Here is a 22,112-nt window from a genome sequence, read left to right on the forward strand (position 1 = left end):
CTCACGTTATTCATATTATCAATTTCTTGTTTGAGCTTGCTATAGCGCTCGGAGAATAATTGCGCGCTTATATTCCCCGTTTTGCCGTATCATTATTATTTTATTGTGGGGTCTTACTGTTCTTAAGGCTTAATCTCTTCTATATCCACTTTCAAAATTCTTCATATAACGATTATAAAATTCTTTGCCATTAGAATCATAGCCATCATGACTCTTGTTTACAAAATACCCCTTAACATCCCAATGGAGGGTGAGACCACCTTCTTCTACTCTATTATGGAAGGTAATGATACTTCAATCTGGTCATACTATTTCGACGTAATATGACTTTATTCGATATGTTATATGAAAAATATGAATCTATAGCACTATTGGGAATAAATATAAATAAAGTTAATATATAGTAGTTGACTATTAGAGTTTTAGAGGAGGATAATTACTATGAAAAAGTTAATTACACTATTACTAACTATTGCTATGATGGTAACATTTATTTTACCAGCAGCAGGAGCAACTACGGATTCATCAACAAAAGACTTCCACGATCAGAAACTGGAAGCAGGATTGAAAGCATTAGAGGATGAGAAAAAGTCAGAGGATTCAGAAGATAAGAAGAATTCAAATGAAAAAATTCAGCTCCGAAATCCGATTATCAAATTAATCCAATTGATTTTCACTCAAGCAACAAAAACTACTAGCGTTGTAGCTACTAGTAGAAGTGTTGCTACAACTATTACTTCACATGCTATTAAAGAGGCGCTTAAAGATGGTATTACAAATATTATGATTGACACAATTTTAGATGGGGTAAGTGCTTCAGGTGGGCCATTTAAAGTTGATAAATTTGATGATGCTTTAGGAGACTCAAGAGTTTTTTATGATTATGGTACTAAAACTGTAATAATACTAGCTAAGACTGACAATACCATTATTACAGTGTATAAAGATACATCCACTGATGGAGCTGCCAGTAGAATAAAAGCTGGCAGGTGGAAATTTGGATATTGGATGTTTGAATAGGAAAAGGTGGCAACCTAAAATGGCTGTTGTTTATCTTAGAGGTCGTGAAAATACATCCGAAATTGATATTCATTTTGAGTTTTTGTACCATATTCCTGGAGAGTATGAGGGAAGTAGAATTCGTGTTACTTTCTACAGAAATAAACTAGTTGAAAGAACTATTGATATGGGCTGGACAAATATAGTTCTCTTTCGCTTTATTAATTTGATGAAAAATTTTCCATTAGAAAAACCAAATGGAAACTATCATCACTTCGAAAAACATCTTGAATTTCACTGGATTTATGAGTACAGTACTGATCTATACTTGCTGGTTCTTGAAGATCAAGGTATATTATTTCCGTTAAAAACTAGCAAAAGTGAGCTAGTAAAGTTTGGACATGCGCTTGAAAAGGCAGTAAAATTAGCTCCAAGTCTAGACAGTTTTACAAATCTTGAGTAAAAGGTTTTTTCTAAATAAATACCAAACAGCCTTTTCGTGATAATTGCGAAAAGGCTGTTTAGTGTAGCTGAAAGAAATGCCTCAAAACCGCTGCACCCGAATGTAATCTGCCGTAAATACATGCGATTGATTTATTTGTGTGCAATTTATGCGTAAATATGAATGAAAATGCATTTTAACAAAATTTATTATCAATATAATTCAAAGAGTTCTTTTATTAAATGATCTATTTCAAGCAATATGTATTTGGGGGAATTGGATCCAATGTAGAGTGTACTTACAATAAGTGAATTTCACACAAAGTTATAACCTACCACTCAGCAACGGTGCCGTCCGCTTGACGCCAAACGGGATTTTTCCAGTTATGTCCGATTGCGGCCATTTCGCGGACTTTCTCCTCGTTGATTTCGATACCCAAGCCCGGTGCAGTCAGATTCTTCACGAAGCCTTCCTCATACTGGAACACGGAAGGGTCTTTCAGGTAATCCAACAAGTCGCTGCCCTGATTATAGTGAATGCCCAGACTTTGCTCCTGAATGAAGGCGTTAGGGGAGCAAATGTCGAGCTGCAAACACGAAGCCAATGCGATAGGACCAAGCGGACAGTGCGGAGCAACTGCAATATCGTAAGCTTCGGCCATGGCTGCGATTTTACGTGTTTCGAGGATACCTCCAGCATGGGAGAGGTCTGGCTGGATAATGTCGACGATGCCTTGCGCGAGCAGCTCTTTGAAGCCCCAGCGTGTGTACATGCGTTCGCCGGTTGCGATAGGGCACGAGGTATAGCGGGCAATTTCTTTGAGCGCTTCATTATTCTCAGGAAGCACAGGCTCTTCAATAAACATCGGGCGGTAAGGCTCCAACTCTTTGACGATGATTTTGGCCATCGACTTATGGACACGCCCGTGGAAATCAATGCCAATGCCGACATCTTTGCCGACGGCCTCACGTACGGCTGCGATGCGGGCTATAGCTTCATCGACTTTGCTGATGGAATCGATGTAGTGCATCTCTTCGGTGGCGTTCATTTTCACCGCCGTGAAACCGGCCTCAACCTGCAGCTTGGCGGCTTGCCCCACGTCGCTTGGACGGTCTCCGCCGATCCAAGAGTAGACACGCGTGCGATCGCGGCACGCCCCGCCCAGCAAATCATATACAGGGGCATTGTAGAACTTGCCCTTAATGTCCCACAGCGCCTGCTCGATGCCGGAGATGGCACTCGACAGAATCGGTCCGCCCCGATAAAATCCCCCGCGGTATAGCACTTGAAACATATCCTCGATCCGCATCGGATCTGTGCCTATGAGATAGTCGCTCATTTCTCTTACGGCAGCAGCAACGGTATCGGCTTTGCCCTCGACGACAGGCTCTCCCCATCCGGTAATCCCTTCATCGGTTTCGATTTTCAGAAACAACCAACGCGGCGGTACTTTAAACAATTCCAGTTTGGTGATTTTCATCAGATTCTTCCTCTCCATGTTACGAATAGTGGTCACGATACTCCTGAGGGGTCATTCCATAATGCTTTTTGAAGGCATGGTTAAAAGAGTGCGGTCGCTGATAGCCAAGCTGTGTAGCGATTTCGTATATTTTCTCCTGACCGTTTTTCAGCAGATAAGCGGCTTTGTCCATGCGCACACGACTCACGTAATCGCTTAGATTATCGCCGGTTTCCACTTTATAAATCTTCGATACATAGACCGGATGCAGATAAACATGATCGGCTATGGATTGCAAAGAAACATCGCTGGCAAGATGCTGTTCGATAAAGGAACGGATGTCATTGATCAGGGTAGTCCGGCTGTCCTGCCTTTCTTGGTCCATGTCCTCTCGCATGCGCTGCAAGGAGCGGAGAGACCAATCGCGAAGTTGGTTGACGGTGCGAAAAGGAATCCCCTCTGTCATTTTCTCGTAGTCGCCGCCGATAAGCTGATGCAGCTGTCGACCGTTTTTGTGGGCGATATAGGCAAAAGCTGAAGCAATGGAGAAGTAAACCTCCAGCAGATGCTCCTGGGATTCAGAGAACTTCGTACCCATCTCATCGAAAATCTGCGTAAGCTTATCCGCGGTATCCTCCCAACGAGCGGCCTCCAGGAGATGATTGAGCGTAGGGGGCTCGTACAGCCTTTGCAAAGCGGACAGTTCCGTCTGGACAGCCTCGTCACCCAGCCGCATCAACAGTTCATGCTCACTGCCGATCCGTTTGCGGAAGGCGCTCAGAGACGCATGATAAAGGGTTGTAAGATCAGAAGGAAATTCCCCCCAACTGCTTAGCAAAATGGAGATTTTACCCTTCAAATAATTGTTCACGGCCGATTGCAGAACGGCTGCGGTTCGTTCCAGCCAGGCAGGTTCCTCTTTCTCGGAGATAGCGATCTTCCGTTTCATAATAAAAACTAAGTAATCATGCGCATCTTTCGTTGACCAGGTGTCGAATTTCTCCGCGAATAATTCCTCCACCATGTTGCTGATGGCATATTCCATTAAGGACAGCCGTCTCATATCGTAGTCGAGGAAGTCGGATTCTAGCCGAATCATCATGCATACACAGGCTTGCCCGTGAAAATCAGGGAGCTCAAGCATCTGCATTTTCTCCTGCAAGGAGGTCTCGGTCAGGTTGCGCCCCTGAAGAAGATCATTGAGTAAATTTCCCCGCAGCAGGGGCAGATTTTCTTTGAATGTATAGGCGAGCCGCCGTGTGGAAAAGACTTCCTGCCATTCTTTTTGCAGCTTATCCATCACGCGTTTGACGGTACCCAGCAGATCCTTCTCCGTTACCGGTTTCAGTAAATAGTCTTCTGTCCCCTGAAGAATCGCTTCTTTGGCATAGTTGAAATCCGAGTAGCCTGACAGAAGGATGCATTTGGTTTTGGGCCACCTGCGGTTGATTTCGGCGATCAATTGCAAGCCTGTTATTCCTGGCATTTGGATATCCGTCAGGACGATATCTATGGAGAATTGCTCGAGCAGCTCCAGCGCCTCTTGGCCAGAGTAAGCCTTGAAAATCTGTTCAATCCCCAGAGATGCCCAGTCGATTGTAGCGTGAAGTCGATCCACGACGTGCGCTTCATCATCGACAATCAGAAGTTGGATCATGGTCTATTCTCCTTTACCGCCGGGAGGGCTTCCTGCCGAGTTTCCCGTTTCCAAGTCAGATCAGCCCGCAAGCCCCCTTGTTTACTCAGATGGAACGTGAGGCCAGAGCCTTCGCCAAATTGATAAAGCAGCCGATGATGCACATTCCACGTCCCGCAGCCAATATCGTCAGACATGGGCGATTGCAACTGCTTCGTTAATTTGGCTAACCCTTCGAGCGTTAAACCTGGGCCGCTATCCTCAACGATAACCCGGTTCCAGCCGTCCTCTTGCTCACCTGTGATGGTGATCCTATTGCTAGCTATGCTGCGTTCGATGCCATGGACGATGGCGTTCTCCACCAAAGGCTGAAGAATGAGCCGGGGAACCTGTTCGTTCAGCATGTCATCCGGAATGGCAATATCATACGTCAACCGATGAATGCGAAGCTGCTGAATGTTCAAATAATGCGTGACCAGGTGCAGTTCTTCCTGCAAGCGGACGGTCTGCTTTTCGACTCTGGTCGTATACCGGTAAAACTCGGCCAAATTTTGCGCCATCGCCACAACGGATTCCTTATCTTCCATTTCGGCGGAATTGATGATGAAAAACAAAGAATTATACAGAAAATGCGGATGAATCTGCGACTGCAATTGTTTCAGTGTAGCTTCGCGGGAACGTATTTTCTCGACATATACATCCTCGACCAGCACTTGGATTTGCGTCGCCATTTCATTGAAGCGTTGGATAAGGAAATCGAATTCATTTTTGGCTTTGTAGTCGATGCGTGCCGAGAGATCGCCTCTTTTCACTTTCTGTACGCTCTGAATCATTTTGCCGATAGGAATTTGTACATTTCTGTACAATAAAAAAGCTGCCAGCACACTGAGCATGAGCAGAAGCGCAATAGATCCGTAAAATAAGTTGCGTGTCATCGTTATGGGCGCCAATATTTTCTGAACAGGCACATAATCGACTAAATACCAGCCCAGCTGCTCCGATTTCACATAACTAACCAAGTACTCCTGCTTCTGAATGTCGATTTGCAGTTGACCGGAATCCGGCAACCCCTTCTTCTCGAACTCAGCCCTGATGATGCTCGCGATAGAAGCATTGGACGAACTGTTTAAAAGGATGGCCTGCTGTTCGCCAAGCAGAAAAGGGTCGCTGCGTTTATCTTTTTTGTATACGTCCAGCAGTTGGATCATATTTTGCACGCTAAATCTCACTTGATAAAGCACATTTGCCTGCTCAACGGTTTGCGCGCGAATCGGCTCGCTAATTTCCCGTATAAACGATCCTAAGCCTTTGTCGCCTTCGCGCTGCTCATAGGTCCATGTTCGCTGAATCGCTCTTTGCCAAGGCCAAGAATCGGTCCCATTGACGAAAATGCTGGAGGACAGCACTTGCTTCTCCTTGGGTGTCGCAATCGTAAGCTCGTTCACCCAACCGCTGGAAACACTTTGCAAGCTAAGCTTCTGGATGATGCGCGATTGCTCTTTCAGCATGTCGTAATCCGGCGCATTGTACCGGTCGATATATTCCCTGACATAAGGATCGCTGCCCAGAATGACAGGGGACATCGCGAGCCGCTCCACATCCGCATCCAGTTGGTGCATGAAGAAAGACAGTTGATTTAAATTGGACGATTGAATCTGGTCCTGAACGACACGATTCGTAATGCGGTTTGTGAAACTATACAGAAGGACAATAGGAATCAGAAGCAGGACCAGCAGGACTAAAATTTTGCTGAAAATATTCAGTTTATACGGCATGCCCAATCACCTTCCACTATCTGCTAAGCTAACCAACTTAGAACTTAATATACGAGAGATGCCCGCCAAAGGAAAGGCAGCAGCTCTCGTAGACAGGAGTTCCGTTATTTAACCTTTGACAGCACCGGCGGAAAGTCCGCTAACGACGTAGCGCTGGGATACCAAAGCGATAAGGAGGACAGGAAGCGTGATGATACATGCCGCCGCCATTAATGCGCCCCAGTTGATTTCAGAATAGGACATGAAATTAAATACGGCAATCGGCAGCGTCTTCGTTTTGTCACCGGCCAGAATCACGGAGAACATGAAGTTGTTCCACGAGAAGATGAACGAGAGCAGGGAAGCTGTGATGACGCCCGGACCGGAGATCGGCAGGATGATCCGCAGGAATACTTGATGATGCGTACAGCCGTCGATGAGGCCGGATTCCTCGATTTCTGTCGGCAGCGCCTCGAAGAAGGAGATCATAATCCAGATGATGAAGGGCAGTCCGACAAGCATATGACTGAGAATAAGGGCGGTATACGTATCGACCAAATGAATTTTGGAAAACAGGATGAACCATGGAATCAGGAATGTAATGCCTGGGATAATACGAGCAACCAAGATGAGCAGTCCGAGCTTCTGCAGATGATGGCGAGCGATGGCATAAGCAGCCGGCAGACCCAGCAGAAGTGACATCAGCGTTGAACCGGCAGCGACCAGAAAGCTATTCCAGATGAATTTCATGAAGTCGTATTCTTTGAATACGCTGACATAGTTATGGAACGTCGGCTTGAAGATGAACAGTTGGCCGGTCGACAAGATCTGCGATTGTGTCTTGAAGGAAGCGAGCAGCATCCAGACGAAAGGAAAAGCAAACACGATCAGCACAAGGAAGGTAAGCAGTGTTTGGGCAATTCTTGGACCTTTCTTTTTCCTCATGATGAAGCTCCCTCCAATCGTTTACGCATCCAAATCATGAATAAGGTCAGGCCCATCACGAGCGCGAAGAAGATCACGAGCAGCGAGGACGCCATGCCCAGCTTGAAGTATTGGAAGCCAAGCACATAGCCGTACAGGTTCAGCGTTTCCGAAGCGAAGTTCGGTCCGCCTTGGGTCGTTGCATAGATGATGTCGAAGGTTTTCAGAACGTCGATCAAGCGCAGCATAGCTGCAACGATAATCGTTGGACGAAGTAATGGAAGCGTGATAGAGACGAACTTTCTCCAAGAGCTTGCACCGTCTACGTCGGCTGCCTCATAAGGGTCTGACGGCAGTGTGGCTAAACCAGCCATAATAATGAGCGCAATCATAGGCGTCCATTCCCACACATCGACGATGACGAGGGACGGAATGACCTGATTGGGGGAGGCCAGCCAAAGGAGCGGCTGCAAGCCGAGTGATTTCAGCATCATATTGGCAACACCGATTGTAGGCTCATAGATCAACATCCAGACGAGACCCATAGCGACAGGGGTTGCTACCATCGGCAGCAGGAAAACGGTCTTAACGAGATTTTTGCCGCGGAATTCTCTGGACAGCAGCAAAGCGATGGCAATACCGAGAATAACCTCTAGGGTAAGGGCAGCGAAGGTAAAGTAGAACGTAGAACCTGCCGCATGCCAGAAGCGTTCGTCTTTGAGTAATGCGATATAGTTGGACAGCCCAACCCACGCCGGCGGCGTAGTGGCGGACATGCTCCACTCGTAAAAGCTGATTCGAACGGTATAGATGATTGGAAAGAGCATCATAAGCATAACGAAGATGACGGCTGGCAGTGTGTAAATCCATTTCAAGTTGCGGTTAAACCAACTGTACTGCATGGTGCATACATCCTTTCTGAAGGCGGTAACAGGCCTTGATGAAAGATGAAAGGGGCCATAAGATGACCCCTTCATCGGAACTAACGGTTTATCTGGATTTGTCTTTATCGATGATCGTTTGCAGGGCTTGGTTGGCTTTGTCGGCGACAGGCTGGAGATTCGTCTCGCCCGTCATGATTCTCTGGACGATTTCACCGACAGCATCGCGGGCTTCGCCTACACTGATCACGGTCGGACGGTCATGGTCGACACCGGTTTTGGCGCTTTCCTTGATAACTGGAACGAGCTCTGCTGGGAATCCTGTGGTACCCTCGGCTTTATCCCAAACGGAAACACGGGCGCCTGGATTGCCTTTTTGCTGCGTTTTCAAGACGACATCTTTGCTGGTTGCCCACTGAATGAACGCCCATGTCGCCTCTTTATTGGCGGATTTGGCATTCATAGCAAGTCCCCAGGAGGTGATGCTGTAAGGCTTGGAGCCTGCTTTGCCGCCAGGGAATACAGCGAATCCGACTTGATCAGAAATCTTGGATTTCGTGGGATCTGTCGCATTCTGGTACAGCGAGTTAGCATCCGTTAGGAAGGCAACCTTGCCTTGGGCGAAGATGGCGAAAGCTTGCGGCCACGACATGTTCAGAACGCCTGGAGGCGCATAATCTTTGAGCAGGGTACCATAGGTGGTGAAAGCTTTCAGCGCTTCAGGCGTATTGATGCTCGCCTTGTCGCCAGTTGTGAAATCGGCGCCCTCTGAGTATAGGAAGGAAGATACCTGCGTCACCAAAGGTGAGCGTTGGCCTCTGGCTACGAAGCCGTACATCTCATTTTTGGGATCATGCAATTTCTTCACGGCTGCCGTCAGTTCATCCAGTGTTTTCGGTACGGCAATGCCGGCTTTTTGCAGCAAGTCTTTGCGGTAGTAAAGGATTTCTTGCTCGGTAATAATCGGGATGCCAGCTAATTTGGCATCAACCGTCGTGGAACCGATAGCGGATTTGGTGAAATCGCTAAAATCGTAATCTTTGGCTTTTTGCGCAAAATCATCAAGCGGCTGTACCCAGCCGTTTTTGTAGAAAAGCTTGCCTTCCTGAAGTGGACGGTACATGAAGACGTCAGGTGTAGCAGATCCGGATGTGAATTGCACGGTCAGCTTTTGGGTGAGCTGGTCCTCGAAGAAGCTTTCTACATTCACTTTGATGCCGGTTTCTTTTTCGAAATCAGGCAGTAAAGGTTTAATAGCTTCGGCCCAAGGATGATTGGCGGTGACTAACGAGATCGTTTTGCCTGCATAGGGTTTGGCATTGGCTGTTGCAGATGTGCCTGCCTGCGCGGATGGCTGTGGGGTCTCGCTTGCTGTGTTTCCGCATCCTGCTGCCACGGTGGCTGCCATGACGACTGTTGTTCCAACGCCAACCCATTGTTTGAATGATTTTTTCATCTACTATGTGACCTCCCAAGTACTTTGAAATGGTTGTGCTTACATCTCTAAGAGTACCTGATTTCTGTATTGGGTTTATATAACTAAGATTCAACATGGATAACTAGGATTGAAGGAAAACGAAGCATTGATTGCATTATGTTTCAAATAAACAGGCTTTATGCAAAATAAGGAAAAGGGTTGATTTCTTCCTTGACCCTAACGTTAATGGCATAGCTTATCATTGGAAAAAAGCCAAATTGAAAGGAACGTTGGATGATGAACATATTGGCTATCTCAGGTAGTTTGCGAACCGTGTCGTCGAATACCAAATTAATTCAGGTCTTATCAGCGTTAGCTCCTGCCAGTATCAAGATCAATATATATGAAGGTATCGGTGAGCTGCCGCATTTCAACCCCGATTTAGACGGAGACGAGCCGCCTCAAGCCGTACAGGAGTGGCGTAAAGTTCTGCAAGCTGCTGACGGAGTTATCTTGAGTACGCCGGAATACGCGCATGGCGTACCTGGTGTGCTCAAAAATGCCCTAGACTGGATCGTCTCCTCCGGTGAATTTGTTGATAAGCCAACAGCAGTTATTAGTGCATCACCATTAACTACGGGTGGAGAGAAGGCGCATGATTCGCTGCTGCTGACACTTGGGCTTATGACGGCAACCCTTGTTGGTTCCAGTAAGGTTGCCAATGTGAATATGAAACTAGCTGCGGGTAATTTGGCGGCAAATGAAGAGTTGAAGCGGGAGCTGCAGCGCATCTTAAGCCTCTTTGCTTAGCCAAGGGGAGCCGAAATTTTTGCGTATTTCTATAGAATTCAGCTATAGTAGAAGTAATAAACAAGACTAACGTGCAGGTTTGTCATAGAGGAGAGTGCGGAATCATGCTAGCGGCCATCATTTTGGGGATTATTGCTCTTGTCATCATTATAGGCGCAACATTCTGGGTGACGAAGAAGGCATACTCCCGGAGATGGGATGAAGAGGATCACGATTAAAACGCGACTGATATTCGGTTGTCAGGTATACGCTTTCTTGCTATGATTGAAGCAGTTCATTCAAAGGTGGCTGGCCGATGAAACGCATGGAGGCCGAATTCAGTAATCTGGTTAAGGCATATCGCAAGAAGCATATGGGCAAAGGGCCGGAGCGTGTGACAACGACCTTCTGCAAATGTTGGGCGATCTGCGAAATGGCAGGCAACTTGTCCCCGGTGGAGAAGTTTATGGCGAAGACGGGCGATGGCAGACAGATGCTCCGCACGGCGCGCACAGAAATGGTGAAAGAGATTTACAAGGAGCATCCTCCTGTAGAAATGGAAGAGCTGCTGGGTGCGAAGTTCGTCCAGTTGTTCGTAGATATCGATATTGAACAGGATATCGGGATGTCGATCTTCGTTTTCGATCAGGATTTAGAAAAGAAATATAAATCGATATAGCAAGGTGCTTGGCACTTGGTAGCGAACCTGCCTAAGACTAACCACTGTGAAACATGACTTGAGGATTCTTCTTTTGGGAAGAGGGCTGAGGACTGTTTTACGGTGGTTTTTTGCATCAATAAGCCGAAATTTTCAATATAAGGAGCCAATCGTTCATGGGGAAAACAAAGCATACCGGGCCCATCAAGCTGCCCGCCAAGCCGGATCCCAAGTTGTGGGTCAGCAAGGTGCCATTCGGCATGGGTAAAATCAAACCTAAGCATATTCGCGAAACAGCGAAAATTGCTTGGCAGAATCGCGACAATCTGCCGTACGCGTACCGGATTCTAACGCAAGGTGTATGCGATGGCTGTGCCTTGGGAGTGTCTGGGCTCTACGATCAAACCCTAGCGGGACCGCATCTGTGCACGACCCGGCTGAACGTGCTGAGATTAAACACAATGCCGGCGATTCGCGAGGATATCCTGCATGCGGATATCGAGGAGTTGAGCCGACTGGGCAGCACCGAGCTTAGACAGCTCGGCCGTATTCCTTATCCGCTCATTCGCCGTCAGGGGGAGCGGAGATTTAGCCGAGCGACATGGGACGAGGCGCTGGATCTGGTTGCGGCGAAGATGAGGGCAACGAATCCTAAGCAGACGGCTTTCTATCTCACGGCTCGGGGGATTACGAACGAGTCGTACTATGTGGCAGCGAAGGTGGCTAGGCTGCTCGGCACGAACAACATCGACAACGCCTCGCGCATTTGCCACTCGCCGTCGAAGACGGCCCTCAAGCGCTCCGTGGGTGTCGGCGCTTCGACTTGCAATTACAAGGACTGGATCGGTACGGACGTCCTTGTGTTCTGGGGCAGTGTGGCGGCGAATAATCAGCCCGTCTCCACGAAGTATATGTATGCGGCCAAGCGCAAAGGGACGAAAATCATTGTCATTAACCCGTACTACGAGCCGTCTATGGAGAAGTACTGGATTCCTTCCATTGCCGAATCGGCGCTATTCGGCACGAAGCTGTGCGACGATGTGTACCAAGTGAACATCGGCGGAGACATTGCCTTCATGAACGGCGTCATGAAGGTGTGGTTTGAGATGGAGGAGCGGGAGCCGGGCTCCGCCATTGATCATGCGTTCGTGCAGGCGCACACGCACGGATTGGAGCAGCTGCGCGCCCACGTGGCGCAGCAGGACTGGACGACGCTGGAGCAGTCGTCCGGCCTCACCCGCGAGCGCATGCGCGAGTTCGCGGAGCTGCTGGCGCGTGCCGCCAGCGCGGTCTTCGTGTGGAGCATGGGGCTCACACAGCACCGCTTCGGCACGGACAATATCTCGCAGGTGGCGAATCTCGCCCTCCTGCGGGGCTTCCTGGGCCGCGAGCACTGCGGGCTGATGCCCATCCGCGGCCATAGCGGCGTGCAGGGCTCCGGGGAGATGGGCGCGGATCCCTTCAGCCTGCCGGGCGGCGAGATCAGCAGCGCCGCCGACCGCAGCCGCATCGAGCAGCTCTGGGGCTTCGGGCTGCCGCGCTGGCAGGGTGACATCGTCGGTGTCACCCTCGAGAACGCGCTCCTGCCCGAGGAGCAGGAGCGCAAGCTCCGGATGTTCTACACATCCGGCGGCAACTTCCTCGAGACGATGCCGGACCCGGCATTCGTCCGTGAAGCCCTGACGAGCATCGATGTCCGTGTCCACCAGGACATCATCCTGAACACCTCCACGCTGCTGGACGCGCGGGAGGCTGTGGTTGTGCTGCCCGCGATGACGCGCTACGAGCAGCCAGGAGGCGGGACGTCCACCTCGACGGAGCGGATGGTGTACTTCTCGCCCGAGATCGCCGGCCCCCGGATCGGCGAAGCGCGCGCGGAATGGGCGATCTACGCCGATCTCGCCCGCCGCGTGAAGCCCGAGGCCGCCGAGCAGCTTGGCTGCGGCAGCGCAGAAGCCATTCGCGCGGAGATCGCCTTGGCCGCGCCAAGCTACAACGGCATTCAGCACCTGCATGAGCGCGGCGATGTGTTTCAATACGGCGGCGCGTGGCTGTGCGAGGACGGTGTCTGTCCGACACCGGATGGCCGCGCCGCGCTGCTGCCTATCGAGCTTCCGGAACTGCGGAAGCCGGAGGGGCATTTCGCGGTGACGACGCGCCGCGGCAAGCAGTTCAATTCGATGATCTACAGCGACACCGATCCGTTCAATGATGCGGATCGCTACGATGTGCTGATCCATCCGGGCGACGCGGGAGCTCTCTCGCTGCACGATGGCGACGCCATTGTCGTCTACAACAGCTATGGGAGTATGCACGGCCGGGTAAAGCGGGCTGATGTCAAATCAGGCAATATCGAGGTGCATTGGCCCGAAGGCAATTCCCTGATTCCCAAGGGGGTTTATGAGCAATATGCCGGGATTCCGGAATATAATACAGCAGTGATCGTGGAGAAAGCAGAGACTTACCACGCCTACAAAGATACACGTTACATCGAGAAACGGATTGAAGAACTGGAAACAGAAGTGGAGTGATGAGCGAGCATGCAAGACGAGCCGCATAGACCATTAGAGGAGCCCTCGCTTACCTCTACGACCACATGGACGGTCCACCGCTATAAGAACGCCGCGATCATCCCGGATGATGATACCATCGCCATAGAAGCTCCCCTCACCATCCAAATCGATGGCGAAGAATTCGCGACCCTGGTGTATACGCCGACCCATACAGAGGAGCTGGTGACGGGCTTTCTGGCTTCCGAGGGTCTGATTCGCTTCGTGGACCAAATCGAGTCGCTTGCGCTGGAGGAGGAGCGAGGCTTCGCCCATGTGAAACTGCGTCACCTGCACCAGTTGAGCCAGAAGATGGTGTCCAGGCGCTTCATCGGCTCCTGCTGCGGGAAAAGTCGGCAGTTCTACTTCCATAATGATGCCCGTACAGCCAGAACGGTTCGCACACCACTGCAACTCACAGTCGAACAATGTTTCCACCTTATGAATCAACTGCAGGAGCAATCGATCGACTTTCAAGCGACAGGCGGATTGCATAATGCCGGGCTGTGCACAGCGGACGAGCTTCTGCTTAGCAGAGCTGATATTGGACGACACAACGCGCTTGATAAAATATATGGCTACCTGCTGAGACAGCGCGTACCGGTCCGGGATAAAGTGATCGCTTTCAGCGGCAGAGTGTCTTCCGAAGTCGCCCTCAAAGCGGCAAAAATCGGTGTGGGCATTCTTTTGTCCAAATCAGCTCCTACCGACTTGGCTCTTCGCTTGGCGCAGGATCTGGGAATTACGGTGGTCGGCTTCATTCGTAAGGAGCAATTGACCGTATACACACATCCAGAGCGAATAATAGGGTGTAACTAAGATGAACTTTGCGCTATCTCTCTTATATGAAAACTTTATATTGTCTCTCATTCTCAAATATGCTAGATTCTAGCTACTGTCATATTTTGTTAAGAGAGGGAGTTCGGCATGGGGAATTGGAATACATATAAGAAAAAAGGGTTCTTTGCGCTGCTGTCAGCGTTCTTGCTTGTTTCCCTGCTAGGTCCTGCACCTTCTTATGCAGCTGAAGCGAATACGGAAGTTCCTAAGGTCATTGAGAAAACATCGCCTTCGGTCGTTGCCATTATTGGGAAGCCTTCTGACTCGGATAAGTCGCTGGAGAAGAATCGATTTAATCTTGCGCACGGTACCGGTGTCATCGTGGAATCGAACGGGGTTATCGTAACGAACGCGCACGTTGTCAAAGGGATGAGAAATATCGTCGTCGTGACATCCAACGGAACAACCTACAATGGTCGTGCCACGAATATCGATGAGGAAAGCGATTTGGCTTTGGTCAAAATCGACGCAACCGGCTTATCGCCCGCCACATTTGCTTCCTCCTCGGATATTAAAGTCGGCGAAACGGTTGCGGCCATTGGCACGCCAATTTCGTTCGCCCTGAGAAATTCGGTTACGGTGGGCATTGTCAGCGGACTTGACCGCTCGGTGAGCTCGCAGTATCAGCTGATTCAAACCGATGCCGCGATCAATCCAGGCAACAGCGGGGGCGCCTTAATTAACATGAAAGGCGAAGTTATCGGCATTAACACGATGAAATATGCGGAAATCGGCGTGGAGAATCTGGGTTTTGCCATTCCGGTGGATACCGTTAAATATGTATTGAAGCATTTTCAACTGTATGGCAAAGTCAAACGGCCGTATCTGGGCCTTGAACTGGAAGAAAGCTGGGAAGCCGTAGTTGGTTTACCAAGCTCCACGGGCCTGCGGGTCGCATATGTGGATCCGGATTCACCAGCAGCAAGCGCAGGCATTCAGCAGGATGATTTCTTCGTCTCCATCGGCACCAGCAAAGTGAAAACGCTGGTCGATTACAATGAGGCGATCAAGCATTATTTGCCAGGCGAGAAGGTGGATATCGCCATACAATCTGGCAGTTCCCCAGTGACCAAGTCCGTCACCCTGGGCGAAGTGAAGCAGCAAGAGACGAAGTGGAAGCAGGACGCGGAAGGCACTTATTTGGACGCGGACCGCGGCAAAACGAAGATTGGCGACAGCCACTTCGGCTGGTCGATGAAATATCCCGCAGGGCTGGTCAAAGGACGGCAGTCCGATGACGGAGATGCGGTTAGTTTCATAGATGCCAAGGGCGAATTCTCGTTATCCATTTCGATAGAGAGCAAACTGAGCGACGAACTCTCGCCTACAGCCCTGCTGAATCGCTTGGCGAGTGACAATGAGGATAATTATTCCGGTACGTCGTCAGCCACAATTCTGGAGCGCCAGTATGTGAAGCGAGACAGCAACCCATTTGGTAAAATTGTCAGCCGCTCTGGGGATAGGGGTTATGTCCAAACCCGCGGCTATCTGCACCAAGGCAAGCTGTACAAAGTGCAACTGTTTGTAACGAAAGAGCACTACAACAATAATTTCAAGCAAAACAGTTATAACGATCTGCTGGACAGCTTTAAGCTTTCCTTTAATGAGAAGGATGGCTCCCTTCGTGATATCTCGGTATTTTCCAATGGGAATACAACCTACACGAATGAGTACGGCTTGTCCTTCGCCCTGCCATCCAGTTGGCAGCAAGGCGGCTATACAGGCGGATCTTCCTTCTTTAATGATGATTATACGCAAGCGATTCATGTTCGGGCGACTTCAGCCTCTTCCGGTGATACACTGGCTGCTTGGGCAGAGCGTCAAACCAAACAGTTCGAAGCCTTATATGCGCCTAAGTACCGCACGGTTGACGAACCCAAAGAGATTACGCTGGCAGGTGTGCCTGCCCTGCAAGTAGGCTATGCCGACACGCTCGGCAATAAGTGGAATGCGGGTTACTCTCTCTTTTTCATTAAGGATAAGTACAAATATGAGGTGGAAGTGAGTTATCCGCGAGATGACAAGGGCAAGGAACTGGACGAACTTCTGGAAACCTTGACTTCAACGATCAAAGTGGATAAAGACAGCATGGACCAAGAGCTTGGTTATATTCAAGATCTGGACGAGCTGATGGACCCGGATCGGACGATTACTTACAAGAATGAGAAATACAAATATGCTGTGCATGTTCCTGAGAATTGGACAAGTGCTAATTCCTATGACAACAAGGATCAAGCGAACAAAATCTTCAGTTTCACCGGTGGGGATTTAACCATAGGGGCAGATACCAAATCGTCTTATGAAGACGCAATTAAGAAGGAAGAAGCTGCTCAGAAGAAAAGCCACGATAACGATAGCGAGTATGTGTACACCAGCTCGGATGTGACCTTGTTTGACGATATCAAAGCGAAAAAATTCGATATTAGCTATGATAAAGCTAAGGTCCCGTACAAGGAAACCGTCTATATTTTCGTCCGAAATCAGATCACTTATCATGTGTCGCTGAGCATTGACGAGGCGGTTCGCACAGAAGCAAATGAAAATCGATTAATCAAGGCTTTCGAGTCCCTTACCTTTCTAAAATAGGTGCAAAAGCAGGAGACGGTAATGAGTAGGAAATGGGCCCGGACACTGGCTTGGCTGATTTTTATCGGCTATACAAGCTGTTTGCTGTATTGGATGTTTCTAGGTTTTGGCCGCGGTCTGTATCGGCGAGAAGAATTTGCCTATAATGTGGTGCCTTTTCGGACGATTGGCATGTATGTGCTGCATATTCATGCCTTTCCGCTGCGGACGTGGATCATTAATTTATTTGGCAATATTGGCGTATTTACGCCATTTGGTGTCCTGTTGCCCTATCTATTTCCACTTGCGAGGCGGTACAGCTGGTTTCTCTTGTTGTTTGGTTGTCCGCTTGCAGGCTTGGAAGTGCTCCAAATGCTGCTGCGTGTTGGCAGTCTGGATGTGGATGACGTGATATTGAATGTGCTGGGCGCGAGTCTTGCTTTTATGGTATTCAGAGGCTTGTGGCGGGCATTGGAACGAAGAAGAGCGAATCCGATGTATAAAATGTGAGGAAAAACCTCAACATAGCGGTTGTACTACATTCAACGCCAGGAGGTTTTGACGATCATGACTAAGACAGATACGAGTCTTCAAACGCAAAATCCAATTTCTTCCGCGCAAAATGCGGTGGAGAATGTTCATCGGGCCGTTTCCAGTGCGCTGTCACACCCGACATCCCAAACGTTGGATCAGGCGCAGAATGCCATCAACAAAGCGGAGAAAGCCGTAGACCAAGCAACCATGCATTCGGATGCACAACCCGCCCAAGAGGTGGCACAAGCATTAAGCGATGAAGAAGCCAGACTGCAGGATCTTCAGTAGCAGGAAAAGGACTTTCCAGCCGCATGGTCATACCCCTGTTAAGTAGACAGATGAAAAAAGCTATGCTGCCAATGCGCATCGATACTCAATCGGTGCGCGTTTTTTCAGTTTAGACTGAAAGCGTTGGTAGTTGCGTGGCTGACTAAAGAGGACTATGGGGCTGATTCGTTCCAGTACCCCAACTTCAACTTCTCATCTACAATTTGAAACCGGAATTGTTGCTTTCCACTCCAAAATGGATTCGGATCTCTCGCTTCATGGCGTAGTTCCGCATAAGCAACAATGATGACTACGGGACCATCCGCCCGGATCTGATTCGTGGCCTTCAGCTTTAATGTTTCTCCCTCCGTATGCCGCACAGAACCCGCCGTATCCACTGCCTCGAATTTATCTCCGTCCTTTTGCGGAATGCGGTTGTTAAACACGTGCACATAATCATCCAGTAAAGCCACTACTTCTTTGCCCAACGACGATAATGTTTTACGCTCCTCTAAATCCATTACTTCTGGGTTCAAAGACACATGATCGGTATACGGTTTAAAAGAATCAGCGTCTGTACTTGGCAGTATCGAGGCGACGGGACTTGTCCCTGGAAGAGTTTCCTTCCCCTCGCAACCTGCTATGTTGGCCAACACAATTAGAAAGACAAATATATATCGTTTCATAAGATCTCCTTTCGAAAGGGCTTACAATTTAGACGCTCAACTCTTTGGATTTGTTTGATCCTAGGTTGCTAAAAATCATACAAAATGACCCTGAAATTATATTTATGGGTCATTTTGCATGTTATCATAGGGATGTGAAAGTGGTGATAGGTCATAAAGGAATTATCAACAATTTAAGAGGAGAGGGACTATGCCGCGAATTAGCATTGACTTCTTCGGCTAAGATTCCCTCCCTCATGTTTGCTGAGCCATTAAAGAAACTTGTAGATTTTCAGAATGACATAAATCAAAAGACGACCAAGGGAATGGTCGTCTTTTGATTATTAAAAATTGGCCTGGGGTTCTAAGGAAGAATTGAGAAAGTTGGCATATAAATTACCAAAAAATATAATAAAAAGTAAATTAAAGGAGGGTTTGTGTAGTAAATGTATTGGACAAATTTAGATAAACCCTTATTTCCACTGTATTACAGAAGGGATGATATGGGCTCTTTTAGCATTCTAGATCCTTTTCACCAGCAGGCTACTTTTTTGATGCTAGCCTTATTTGCGATACAGCGTGTAGCCGGGATCTTGGGGTACATCAATAGCAATGATGCGCATGCCTTGCTCGTCATCGGCCTGCAGCTGAAGGGTGTCCCCTTGCTGCTCTGCTTGAGCCACGACGAAGTCCTTATGAGTCAAGGTCTGCAGCTCGCCCGAGACCGCGGCGCCCTGCCCGCGAATAACGAGGAACGCCAGCTGACGGCTGGGGTCAAGCGGATAGCTGAATGCAGCGCCTGGCTCCAGCTGCCAGTCGTACATGTTAGCCTGTGTATCCAGATGAATGGGCGCATCGCCTCCGATAACGGCTTTCACAGTAACGCCATCGCCATGGTGGCTTGGGAAAGCCTCATGATTATATTGATGATAAGCCGCTGGTTTCTTCACGGTTTCACTAAGATGAGGCTCAAACCAGATCTGCATGGCTTCGCTGCCCACTGTGCGGAACGCCTCAGCGTGATAGACGCCGGAGCCGGCTTGAATGACCTGGGCGCCACCGTTCGTAACGGTTTCGAGGGAACCAAGAGAGTCGCGGTGTTCGACGAGTCCTTCGATGACATAAGTGACAATTTCGAATGCTTTATGTGGATGCATGCCGATCTCTGCAACATCGGCAGCTTTGCCCCAAGCCCAGTAGAAGAGCGGGCCGACACGATCTAGGGCTGTTTTTTCCCCAGGGAAGCTGATCGCCCGCTGCTCGAGGAATTTACCGCCATCAAATGCGCCAACACCTTGCTGTTCAGCCGAAAAGATTTGAATACTCATGTGTAACTCCTCCTTAACTAAATAATATTTAATAACTTACTTTATGTAAGTATTATAATTCTTTTTTTGCTCTTTGTCAAAAGCTTATTGTACATATAGCCCTTTATTTCTTGACTTCGGAGGCACCCCCTACTACAATTTGTAGTGTAAGGAGTGAGCGCAAATGAAAATGCATAATTTTAAATATGAAGGCAGCGGATTGAACCGTTTTTTTGGCCCCTTGGAAGCGAAAATCATGGAAATCCTGTGGACGACCACGGCCGCGCTAACGATTAAAGAGGTCCAAGCGAAGCTGGATCAGGATAAAGTGATGAATTTCAATACGGTGATGACCGTGATGAATCGCTTGGTCGACAAAGGGATTCTGCAGAAGAATTCGGTAGCCCGTTCCTTTATGTACAAGCCCGTTGTGACCCGAGATGTATTCATGGAAACGCAATCCAAAGAACTTACGTTTGATCTTATTGAAGAGTTCGGCTCTTTGGCCGTTACTCATATGGTGGATGCGCTTGATAAAGTAGATCCGGATCTGCTCGACAAGCTGGAGCTCAAAATCAAAGAACTCAAAAAGGATCGATAACGATGAAGGAATCCCGAATACAATGGGTTTATGTCGCTTCTCTCGTCGTCTCAGGAGCTATTTTGGTGCAAATGCTGCTCTATGCACTCCAACATCTATTCAGATGGAAACCTTTGTTTACAATCTTTGATCTTTGCATGATTTTATTTAAGCATCTGCATGTGCCTGCGCCTGTTGCTTTTTTGGCCATCAATGTTCTTATTCTCTACACCTTAGGCACCTTGATCTGGCTGACAATACGCCATACCCTCGATACGTGGAAAGCGAGGAAGATCGTGGAAATGTCGGAAGAGACATCCCTTACCGAGCAGTACCGCGAACAATTTCAACTTGCTCCTAGAGACTTGAAGATTATCGCTTATGACGCTCCGATTGCGATGACAGTGGGGCTATGGAAGCCGCGGATTCTTCTTTCTACCGGATTAATTGAGATGCTGGAGCCGAACGAGCTGAAGGCCGTTATCGAACATGAGAAATGCCATATGCAGCACAGAGATCCACTCGTCAGCTTACTGATTTCCGGGATTTCCAAGGCGATGTGGTATATTCCTATCTTTGCTTGGCTGGCAGAGAAATATCCGATTATGATTGAACTAAGAGCGGATAAATATGCCGTGACCCAAATGAAGCAATCGCTGGACTTGGGCAGTGCTCTTCTCAAATTACTCAAACAAGTACCGAAACCGCATCTGATTTCCTTATCTCATGCCTCCTTCGCAGAAACATCTATGAATGTCAGAATTCAACACATTCTTGATCCTCACATGCAATTGTCGTTACACTGGCCCCACATTCGGATAGTCGCTTCGCTAGTTATTATTATTCTGCTCATGGGACTTATTTAACAGGTATTCGAATTGTTTTCGTCAGCCTTTTCGCAATTTGATGGTAGTCATGTCAGATGTAGGGACAGGATTTGCTATCAGATAGGGAAAAAGGTTGACATTGTTTACCTCTAAAACTACACTATGTAGTGTTGACTATTATCAGATAAATAGAGGAGAGAAGCCAAGTGGATTATATTTTGAAAAACATGCATTTCATCGTGACCCATGTCCCTATCGCCCTGCTTATCTTTAGTTTTGTTTTTGATCTGATTGCACTTATTTTCAAAAAACGGGACTGGCACTCTGCGGGGATGCTTTGCATGGTCGTAGGTGCGCTTGGCGCAATTGCAGCGGTCATGACGGGGCCGTCGCCTTGGCGTAATCCGCTAGTGGTTCCGCATGAGATGTATGCGCGAATTACGATGTTTCTCACCATCTTGTTAGCTATCATTCGGGTTGGTTTGTTAATTTGGAAAAAGCTTGAATTAGGCCGCAATCCAATTTACTTGGTCGGCGCGCTAGCCGCGGTGATTCTTGTCAGCTACACGGGCCATCTTGGCGGGCAAATGGTTCATAGACCGATGACCGGCGAGGGTCCTGGTGCTGGACAAGGGCCGGGTCAGGGAGCAGGTCAGGGGCCGGGTCAAGGAGCAGGTCCTGGCGCGGGCGCACCATCCGCCGCACCGGCGAAATGAGGTTAGCTGAGAGAGCTGTGCAGTATTGCTAGTGCCATTGGATTAATCCAGTGAAAGTGCGAATTTCGCAGTACTCGAATCGATTCCACTGGATAAATCCAATGTTATTAACAGTTTGGCTGCCAAGAAGGCCATTATTGGGAGTATCCATTGGATATTTCCAATGAAGCTAACCATTTAAGGCCCAGAAAGACAATTCTACTGGATAAATCCAATGAGTTGCCAAGTTTTCTCCAATGTCTTCGCACGAAGAAAGAGGGCCATCCGGCGTAGATTCACTACGCTAGGACAGCCCTCTTTTTT

General features: G+C 48.5%; 20 protein-coding genes. 12 read left to right on the plus strand and 8 right to left on the minus strand.

The features are described 5' to 3' along the window. Nucleotides 1–441: 441 nt before the first annotated feature. Entirely contained in the window at nt 442–1,020 is a 579-nt protein-coding gene (locus IEY34_RS16810; RefSeq protein ID WP_189013203.1) for a hypothetical protein, read from the plus strand. Between the two features lie 19 nt (nt 1,021–1,039). After that, nucleotides 1,040–1,462, plus strand: coding sequence for a hypothetical protein (locus tag IEY34_RS16815; protein ID WP_189013205.1), 423 nt, complete (start codon nt 1,040–1,042; stop codon nt 1,460–1,462). A 310-nt stretch (nt 1,463–1,772) separates the two neighbouring features. Here the strand turns inward: IEY34_RS16815 and dgoD are convergent, their stop codons facing one another. The 6 genes from dgoD to IEY34_RS16845 all read right to left on the minus strand — a co-directional run bounded on the left by dgoD (nt 1,773) and on the right by IEY34_RS16845 (nt 9,551). Beyond that, nucleotides 1,773–2,921, minus strand: coding sequence for a galactonate dehydratase (gene dgoD, locus IEY34_RS16820; protein ID WP_189013207.1), 1,149 nt, complete (start codon nt 2,919–2,921; stop codon nt 1,773–1,775). 19 nt (nt 2,922–2,940) lie between these two features. After that, complete coding sequence (locus tag IEY34_RS16825) at nt 2,941–4,557, minus strand: response regulator transcription factor (RefSeq protein ID WP_189013208.1); 1,617 nt, start codon at nt 4,555–4,557, stop codon at nt 2,941–2,943. Next, nucleotides 4,554–6,311 (minus strand): sensor histidine kinase, encoded by a 1,758-nt coding sequence (locus tag IEY34_RS16830; protein ID WP_189013211.1) that lies wholly within the window; start codon nt 6,309–6,311, stop codon nt 4,554–4,556. Before IEY34_RS16830 ends, IEY34_RS16825 begins: the two co-directional genes overlap by 4 nt. Before the next feature lie 108 nt (nt 6,312–6,419). Beyond that, on the minus strand, nt 6,420–7,235 hold the full coding sequence (locus IEY34_RS16835) for a carbohydrate ABC transporter permease (protein WP_189013213.1): 816 nt from the start codon (nt 7,233–7,235) through the stop codon (nt 6,420–6,422). After that, complete coding sequence (locus tag IEY34_RS16840) at nt 7,232–8,116, minus strand: carbohydrate ABC transporter permease (protein WP_189013215.1); 885 nt, start codon at nt 8,114–8,116, stop codon at nt 7,232–7,234. Before IEY34_RS16840 ends, IEY34_RS16835 begins: the two co-directional genes overlap by 4 nt. A gap of 88 nt (nt 8,117–8,204) precedes the next feature. Continuing rightward, nucleotides 8,205–9,551, minus strand: a complete 1,347-nt coding sequence (locus IEY34_RS16845) for an ABC transporter substrate-binding protein (protein ID WP_189013217.1) — start codon at nt 9,549–9,551, stop codon at nt 8,205–8,207. Nucleotides 9,552–9,806: 255 nt separating this feature from the next. On the opposite strand from IEY34_RS16845, the gene IEY34_RS16850 reads away from it, so the two are divergent. The 7 genes from IEY34_RS16850 (at nt 9,807) to IEY34_RS16880 (ending at nt 17,735) form a co-directional block, all read left to right on the plus strand. Next, a complete protein-coding gene (locus tag IEY34_RS16850; protein WP_189013219.1) occupies nt 9,807–10,322 on the plus strand; it encodes an NADPH-dependent FMN reductase in 516 nt (171 codons plus the stop codon). A 295-nt stretch (nt 10,323–10,617) separates the two neighbouring features. After that, a complete protein-coding gene (locus tag IEY34_RS16855) occupies nt 10,618–10,980 on the plus strand; it encodes a Na-translocating system protein MpsC family protein (protein ID WP_189013221.1) in 363 nt (120 codons plus the stop codon). A gap of 155 nt (nt 10,981–11,135) precedes the next feature. Further along, entirely contained in the window at nt 11,136–13,490 is a 2,355-nt protein-coding gene (locus tag IEY34_RS16860) for an FdhF/YdeP family oxidoreductase (protein ID WP_189013222.1), read from the plus strand. Nucleotides 13,491–13,499: 9 nt separating this feature from the next. Continuing rightward, nucleotides 13,500–14,327 (plus strand): formate dehydrogenase accessory sulfurtransferase FdhD, encoded by an 828-nt coding sequence (fdhD, locus tag IEY34_RS16865; protein ID WP_189013224.1) that lies wholly within the window; start codon nt 13,500–13,502, stop codon nt 14,325–14,327. 108 nt (nt 14,328–14,435) lie between these two features. Further along, entirely contained in the window at nt 14,436–16,934 is a 2,499-nt protein-coding gene (locus IEY34_RS16870; RefSeq protein ID WP_189013226.1) for a S1C family serine protease, read from the plus strand. 21 nt (nt 16,935–16,955) lie between these two features. Further along, on the plus strand, nt 16,956–17,423 hold the full coding sequence (locus tag IEY34_RS16875; RefSeq protein WP_189013228.1) for a VanZ family protein: 468 nt from the start codon (nt 16,956–16,958) through the stop codon (nt 17,421–17,423). Between the two features lie 57 nt (nt 17,424–17,480). Further along, the gene (locus tag IEY34_RS16880) at nt 17,481–17,735 is read left to right on the plus strand and encodes a hypothetical protein (protein ID WP_189013230.1); all 255 of its coding nucleotides are present in this window, start codon (nt 17,481–17,483) and stop codon (nt 17,733–17,735) included. 152 nt (nt 17,736–17,887) lie between these two features. On the opposite strand, the gene IEY34_RS16885 is transcribed toward IEY34_RS16880, so the two are convergent. Together IEY34_RS16885 and IEY34_RS16890 are read right to left on the minus strand one after the other, a co-directional pair. Beyond that, nucleotides 17,888–18,400, minus strand: a complete 513-nt coding sequence (locus tag IEY34_RS16885) for a hypothetical protein (RefSeq protein ID WP_189013232.1) — start codon at nt 18,398–18,400, stop codon at nt 17,888–17,890. A 542-nt stretch (nt 18,401–18,942) separates the two neighbouring features. Beyond that, on the minus strand, nt 18,943–19,707 hold the full coding sequence (locus tag IEY34_RS16890; RefSeq protein ID WP_189013237.1) for a pirin family protein: 765 nt from the start codon (nt 19,705–19,707) through the stop codon (nt 18,943–18,945). Between the two features lie 163 nt (nt 19,708–19,870). On the opposite strand from IEY34_RS16890, the gene IEY34_RS16895 reads away from it, so the two are divergent. From IEY34_RS16895 to IEY34_RS16905, 3 genes are all read left to right on the plus strand, one after another. After that, entirely contained in the window at nt 19,871–20,287 is a 417-nt protein-coding gene (locus tag IEY34_RS16895; protein WP_189013238.1) for a BlaI/MecI/CopY family transcriptional regulator, read from the plus strand. Between the two features lie 2 nt (nt 20,288–20,289). Beyond that, a complete protein-coding gene (locus IEY34_RS16900) occupies nt 20,290–21,132 on the plus strand; it encodes a M56 family metallopeptidase (protein WP_189013239.1) in 843 nt (280 codons plus the stop codon). A gap of 167 nt (nt 21,133–21,299) precedes the next feature. After that, nucleotides 21,300–21,809, plus strand: a complete 510-nt coding sequence (locus IEY34_RS16905; protein ID WP_189013240.1) for a DUF2231 domain-containing protein — start codon at nt 21,300–21,302, stop codon at nt 21,807–21,809. The last annotated feature ends 303 nt before the right edge of the window (nt 21,810–22,112 follow it).

The sequence above is a fragment of the Paenibacillus marchantiophytorum genome (assembly GCF_014640555.1).
Classification (GTDB): domain Bacteria; phylum Bacillota; class Bacilli; order Paenibacillales; family NBRC-103111; genus Paenibacillus_E; species Paenibacillus_E marchantiophytorum.